Below are 5,026 nucleotides of genomic sequence, written 5' to 3'. Positions count from 1 at the left end.
ATTGGAGTGCTGGTTCGGGTCGTTCGGGAGTTACTCAGCGGTTCCAGCAATGGCGGCAGGAGCAGGCCAAGCGCACCCTTGCTGCCGCCAAGCCCTTTGAGCATTTGCCGCGGCGTTTGTGGCAAGCCTTTTTGAGCCTGGCTGGCGTGGAGGCTGAGCGTCGTTGGGCAGATCTGCCGATCAAGGCGGAGCGTCAGTTGGTGGAGCTGCTTTGCGCGCAGCGATTGTCGATCCAGGGACGTGGACCCTTCGGGGAGGAGTTTGTCACCGCCGGCGGTGTCGCCTTGGGGGACGTCAACCTGGCCACGATGGAGAGCCGCCGCTGCTCCGGTCTTTACCTGGCCGGAGAACTGCTGGATGTGGACGGGATGACCGGCGGTTTTAACTTCCAGGCCTGCTGGAGCGGCGGTTGGTTGGCGGGCCAGGCCATCGCTGCAGTGATTACTGGATCTGATCAAACACGGTGAACATCGGCAGGTACATCGCCAGCAGGATGGATCCCACGATTCCGCCCACCACCACGATCATCACGGGCTCCAGCATCGAGGTGAGCACCTTGACCATGGCGCTGACTTCGTCTTCGTAGAAATCCGCCACTTTGGTCAGCATCTTGTCCATTTCGCCGGTTTCCTCGCCGATGGCCAACATGCTGAGCGCCATGTCCGACAGCACTTTTTGGTGAATGAGTGCATCGCTCAAAAGCATGCCCCTTGACGCAAAAATGGCGTCGGAAATGATTGAGTTCCCAGCAGTTTCGCTGGATATTTCCATCGACATCAAAATCGGTACTCCAGCCCGCGTCAGCGAACTGAAGATCCGGCAGAACTGAGCTGTCGCTGACAACAGAATCAATTCGCCGAAGAGTGGCAGTTTCAGCATCAGGCGGTCGATCGTTCGACGGCCCTTACGTGTCGCATAGAACCTGCTCAACATCCAAATCGTCAGAAGGATCACTTAGTGCATACAGAGCAACAGACGAGCGCAGGATTTTGCTCTGATCGACGAGTAGTTGAGTGAAGGCGGGAAGCTCCGCACTCAGCTCCTCGAAAATCCCCGCAAATCTTGGGATGAGAAACATGGTCATGCCGAGAAACACCAGGATGGCGATGGCCAGCACAGTCACGGGATAGCCCAGGACTCCCTTGATCTGGTTTTGAAGTTTGGCTGTGTCTTCCAGCAGCTCGGCTAGTCGATTGAGAGCTTCATCCAGAACACCCCCGGCTTCCACCATGGCAATGCTCAGCGGATCAAACACTTTTGGCCACTGACGCAGGGCTTTTGCCAGGGCAATGCCCTCATTGACGTCGAGGCTCACTTTGGTGAGAGCGCATTTGAACATCGGCAGCTTCTACTGCGTTGCCATCAGATCGAGGCTGCGCACGATCGGCACACCGGCATCGACCAGGGCCGCCAGCTTGCTGGCGAATACGGCCTTCTCCTTGACGCCCGGCACCTTCTCAAACAGGCGGTTGAGGTCGATCGACTTCAGACCTCCCGCGTCTGCCCCTTCGGCTTTGGCGTCCTGGATGCTTCCAGGGCTGACGGGCCGCAGGTCTTGGGTGCGAATGCCCCGACGGCGGAGCAGTTTTCTGGCTTCGCTGATGTTGGCTGCCTTGATCGTCACCGTCCGAGGTTGTCCAGTGGGACCGTCGTAGGAGGCAATAAAAGCGGCCATCGGTGCTTATCTCCCGGGTTCAGATTTCACCGATCAACCGCTGCAATTCTCCCGGTTTGCTGGCTTTGGCCATCGCCTCGGCTTGGGAGACATCACCGTTGAGCACCAGGTTTGCCAAGGCTTTTTCCAAGGTCTGCATGCCCTGTTCTCCACCCGTCTGGATTTGGGAATAGAGCTGGGCGGTCTTGCCGTCCCGAATCAGGTTGGCGGTGGCGGGTGTGTTGATCAGGATCTCTTGCGCCATTACGCGACCGAATTGCCCCTCTGCCGGGTTTTGACGCCGGCAATAGGGTCTGGGAGAAGACAGCGACCAAACTGCCCGAGAGCTGTACGCGGATTTGCGTTTGTTGTTCCGGTGGAAGACATCGACCACCCGGTCCACGGTCTGGGCGGCGGAGCTGGTGTGCAGGGTTCCGAAAACGAGATGTCCGGTTTCGACGGCACTTACGGCCAGTTGGATGGTCTCCAGATCCCGCCTCTCACCCACCAGGATCACGTCCGGGTCTTCGCGCAGAGCTGCGCGCAAGGCGTTAGCAAAGCTGCGGATGGCTTCATTCAGCTGGCGTTGGTGAACAAGACTTTTGTCGCTTTTGTTAGGTGAACTCGATTGGATCCTCGATGGTGAGGATGTGCTTGGTGCGGGTGTGATTGATGTGATCCAGCAGAGCCGCCAGGGTTGTCGTTTTGCCGGATCCGGTCGGACCGGTCACCAGCACTAGGCCGCGAGGATGTTCGCTTGTTTCCAGCACTACCTGCGGGAGGTTCAGAAGTTCAACACTTGTTGGATGTTGTTTCCCAGGGCCCGCAGACAAGCTGCATATGTTCCCCTTTGGCGGTAGACGTTGACGCGGAAGCGTGCAACGCCCTTCAGGCCGTAGGCGCAGTCCAGTTCCCAGGTCTGTTCTGGGGTCTTGCGTTGGCTGTTGTTCAGCAATGAAAAGATCAGCTTGTTGCAGTCCTCTTCGGCTAAGGGCTGATCCGTCATCGGTCGCAGTTCACCGTTGAACCGCCCTACGGCCGGTTCAACGGTGAATTCGAAGCTGTATCCCAGCAGGGTCACCATTCTAAATTCCAGTGCCAGCTGGCGGATCACATCGGTGCTGGCGCCCTTGGAGATGGCGGTGGCCATGTCCTCCTGGATCCGCAGCACCTCATAGATGCCGACGTGGCCCTTGTATCCGCTCCCCTGGCAATAGGGGGCAGACCTGTTCGTTGGGGCCGTGATGATGCGCCTGGTAAAAGGTGACATCCGCGCTTCTCGGCTGACCATCAGCCCGAAGCGGTCCAGTTCCGGTTCCTCCGGCCGGTAGGGCTCGCGGCATTGTGTGCAGACCCTGCGCAGCAGCCTCTAGGAAATGATCCCGACCATAGATGCCGACACCATGAAGGGCTCCACACCCATTTCGTCCAAGCGGGCAATGGTGCTGGGGGCATCGTTGGCGTGCAGGGTGCTGAGCACCAGGTGACCCGTCAGTGCAGCTTCAATCGCTGTTTTGGCTGTTTCGAGATCACGGGTTTCTCCCACCAGTAGGACGTCCGGTTCCTGGCGCATGAAAGCCCGCAGCGCGGTGGCGAAGTCGAAGCCTTTCTCACGGTTTACCGGGCATTGGGTGATGCCAGGCAGGGTGTATTCGATCGGGTCCTCCACCGTGGAGATGTTGATTCCCGGATCGTTGCGCTCGGCCAGAAGTGAATGGAGGGTGGTCGATCGGTCACGGTACTTGCGGCGGATGCGGCCATCCTGGGCTTGACGATGTTCGGCAATGTCCAGATCCGCCAGGATCTTGAAGCGGGACGTCACCGCTGGAACCAGGCGACTAAGGAGTGGTTCGATGTACTGCTGGAGCACACCGTCCTGGCGGAATCGCAGACGCAATCCCTTCTGCTGCGGTTCTACGTGGATGTCACTGGCCTGCATTGACATGGCCTGCAGCAGGATTCGGTCCACCAGCGTCACCACGGGAGAGGCTTCCGCATCTTTGAGGCTGGCCTCAAGGTCAATGGCGTCCCGGGCCAGTTGGGCGTCGTCGTCCTCGTCGCTCTCCAGCACCCCATCGGGGTTGAAGTCGTGGAGAAAGGACTCAGCATTCACATCGAGAGTGCCACCGGTCTCGGCTGGTGCAGGGTTGCTTGGCTGTTTTGCTGCTGGCGGGTTTGGTTCTGTCGTTGGCTGGTCCGTTTCTGTGGAGAAGGCCCGCTGCAGATCCGCTTCGATGGCGGGGTGCAGGCGGATCGTGCGATGTTGTTCTGGCAGCTGATCGATCAGCTGTTGCCATGCCTGCTCTCACTACTGGCTAGGGATCGCGATGTCCAGGTGGTCAGCACCGACTGCGATCGGCATGGCCTGAAGTGCCCGCCATTGATCTGGGCTAACGTCTGGGAGGGCGTCGTTAAGCAGGTTGCGGCTTGTCAGCAGTTGCTCTGGGCCCGGAACCGGCTGCGGCAACAGCAATTCAAGGGCGAAACGCTGCCGTGCTGTGTCGCCGGCATCGGGGGTTGGCAGCGTCAAAGTCATGGGTTGCCCGAGGTGCGGGCTTCCGCAGCTTGTGGGAGGTGAGCGTTGCCCTTCAACATGTCTGGACAGCAATCCCTGAGCGGTCAGCATGAGCGGCGACGCCTCCACCCCAGAGCAGGACCAGACTGTTGCGTCCGGTGCTGATCCAGCCACGCCGGAGTCCGCTCCTGATGCTCCAGAGGCGACGTCCGAACAGGCTCCAGCAGCTGTGGATCCGGCCGATCGGATGCAGCAACTCGAGCAGGAATTGAGCGCGTTGAAGCAGGAGCACGAGACGCTCAATAGCCAATACATGCGCATCGCGGCAGATTTCGACAACTTCCGCAAGCGCCAGAGCCGCGATCAGGACGATATACGTCAGCAGCTGGTCTGCTCGACCCTCACGGAGATCCTCCCCGTTGTCGACAACTTTGAGCGGGCCCGTCAGCAGCTGAATCCTGAAGGCGAGGAAGCCCAGGCGCTGCATCGCAGTTATCAGGGCCTCTACAAGCAACTGGTGGACGTGCTGAAACAGCAGGGGGTGGCCCGAATGGAAGTGGTTGGCCAGGAGTTCGACCCGAACTTGCATGAGGCTGTGCTGCGGGAGGAAAGCAGCGAGTTCGCTGAGGACGTGGTGTGTGAAGAGCTCCAGCGCGGTTACCACCGCGACGGGCGTGTGCTGCGCCACGCGATGGTGAAGGTATCGATGGGTCCAGGACCATCTGGTTCATCGTCAGCGCCTGCTGAGGCAGCAACGAATCAGACGCCGGAGGAGGCCTGATGGCCGACTTTTACGACCTGCTTGGCATCAGCCGGGATGTGGATCCCGACAGCCTCAAGCGGGCTTATCGGCGCAT

General features: G+C 59.5%; 4 protein-coding genes and 2 pseudogenes. 3 read left to right on the top strand and 3 right to left on the bottom strand.

Translation table 11 applies throughout. The features are described 5' to 3' along the window. A partial coding sequence (locus ACGVJ8_RS11770) for an NAD(P)/FAD-dependent oxidoreductase (RefSeq protein WP_392348316.1) occupies nt 1–467 on the top strand: 467 nt, incomplete at its 5' end. Here ACGVJ8_RS11770 and ACGVJ8_RS11765 read toward each other — a convergent pair. From ACGVJ8_RS11765 to ACGVJ8_RS11755, 3 genes and pseudogenes are all read right to left on the bottom strand, one after another. Further along, nucleotides 442–1,675, bottom strand: a pseudogene (locus ACGVJ8_RS11765) (type II secretion system F family protein). The gene ACGVJ8_RS11770 and the pseudogene ACGVJ8_RS11765 sit on opposite strands and share 26 nt — an antisense overlap. A gap of 19 nt (nt 1,676–1,694) precedes the next feature. Further along, nucleotides 1,695–2,699, bottom strand: a pseudogene (locus ACGVJ8_RS11760) (type IV pilus twitching motility protein PilT); the annotation flags it as partial. 324 nt (nt 2,700–3,023) lie between these two features. Then, nucleotides 3,024–3,767, bottom strand: coding sequence for a GspE/PulE family protein (locus ACGVJ8_RS11755; protein WP_392348314.1), 744 nt, complete (start codon nt 3,765–3,767; stop codon nt 3,024–3,026). Between ACGVJ8_RS11755 and ACGVJ8_RS11750 the strand changes: the two genes are divergently transcribed. Together ACGVJ8_RS11750 and grpE are read left to right on the top strand one after the other, a co-directional pair. Then, entirely contained in the window at nt 3,744–4,232 is a 489-nt protein-coding gene (locus ACGVJ8_RS11750; RefSeq protein WP_392348312.1) for a hypothetical protein, read from the top strand. The genes ACGVJ8_RS11755 and ACGVJ8_RS11750 overlap by 24 nt on opposite strands. Nucleotides 4,233–4,278: 46 nt before the next feature. Then, entirely contained in the window at nt 4,279–4,950 is a 672-nt protein-coding gene (gene grpE / locus ACGVJ8_RS11745; RefSeq protein WP_392348310.1) for a nucleotide exchange factor GrpE, read from the top strand. Nucleotides 4,951–5,026 lie beyond the last annotated feature (76 nt).

Origin of the sequence: Parasynechococcus sp. (genome assembly GCF_042954245.1) — a bacterium.
GTDB lineage: Bacteria > Cyanobacteriota > Cyanobacteriia > PCC-6307 > Cyanobiaceae > Parasynechococcus.
This window is presented reverse-complemented; position numbering and strand designations above follow the sequence as displayed.

Coding starts and splice junctions, on each gene's coding strand:
- grpE (WP_392348310.1), top strand. CDS start 4,279: ATGAGCGGCGACGCCTCCACCCCAGAGCAGGACCAGACTGTTGCGTCC.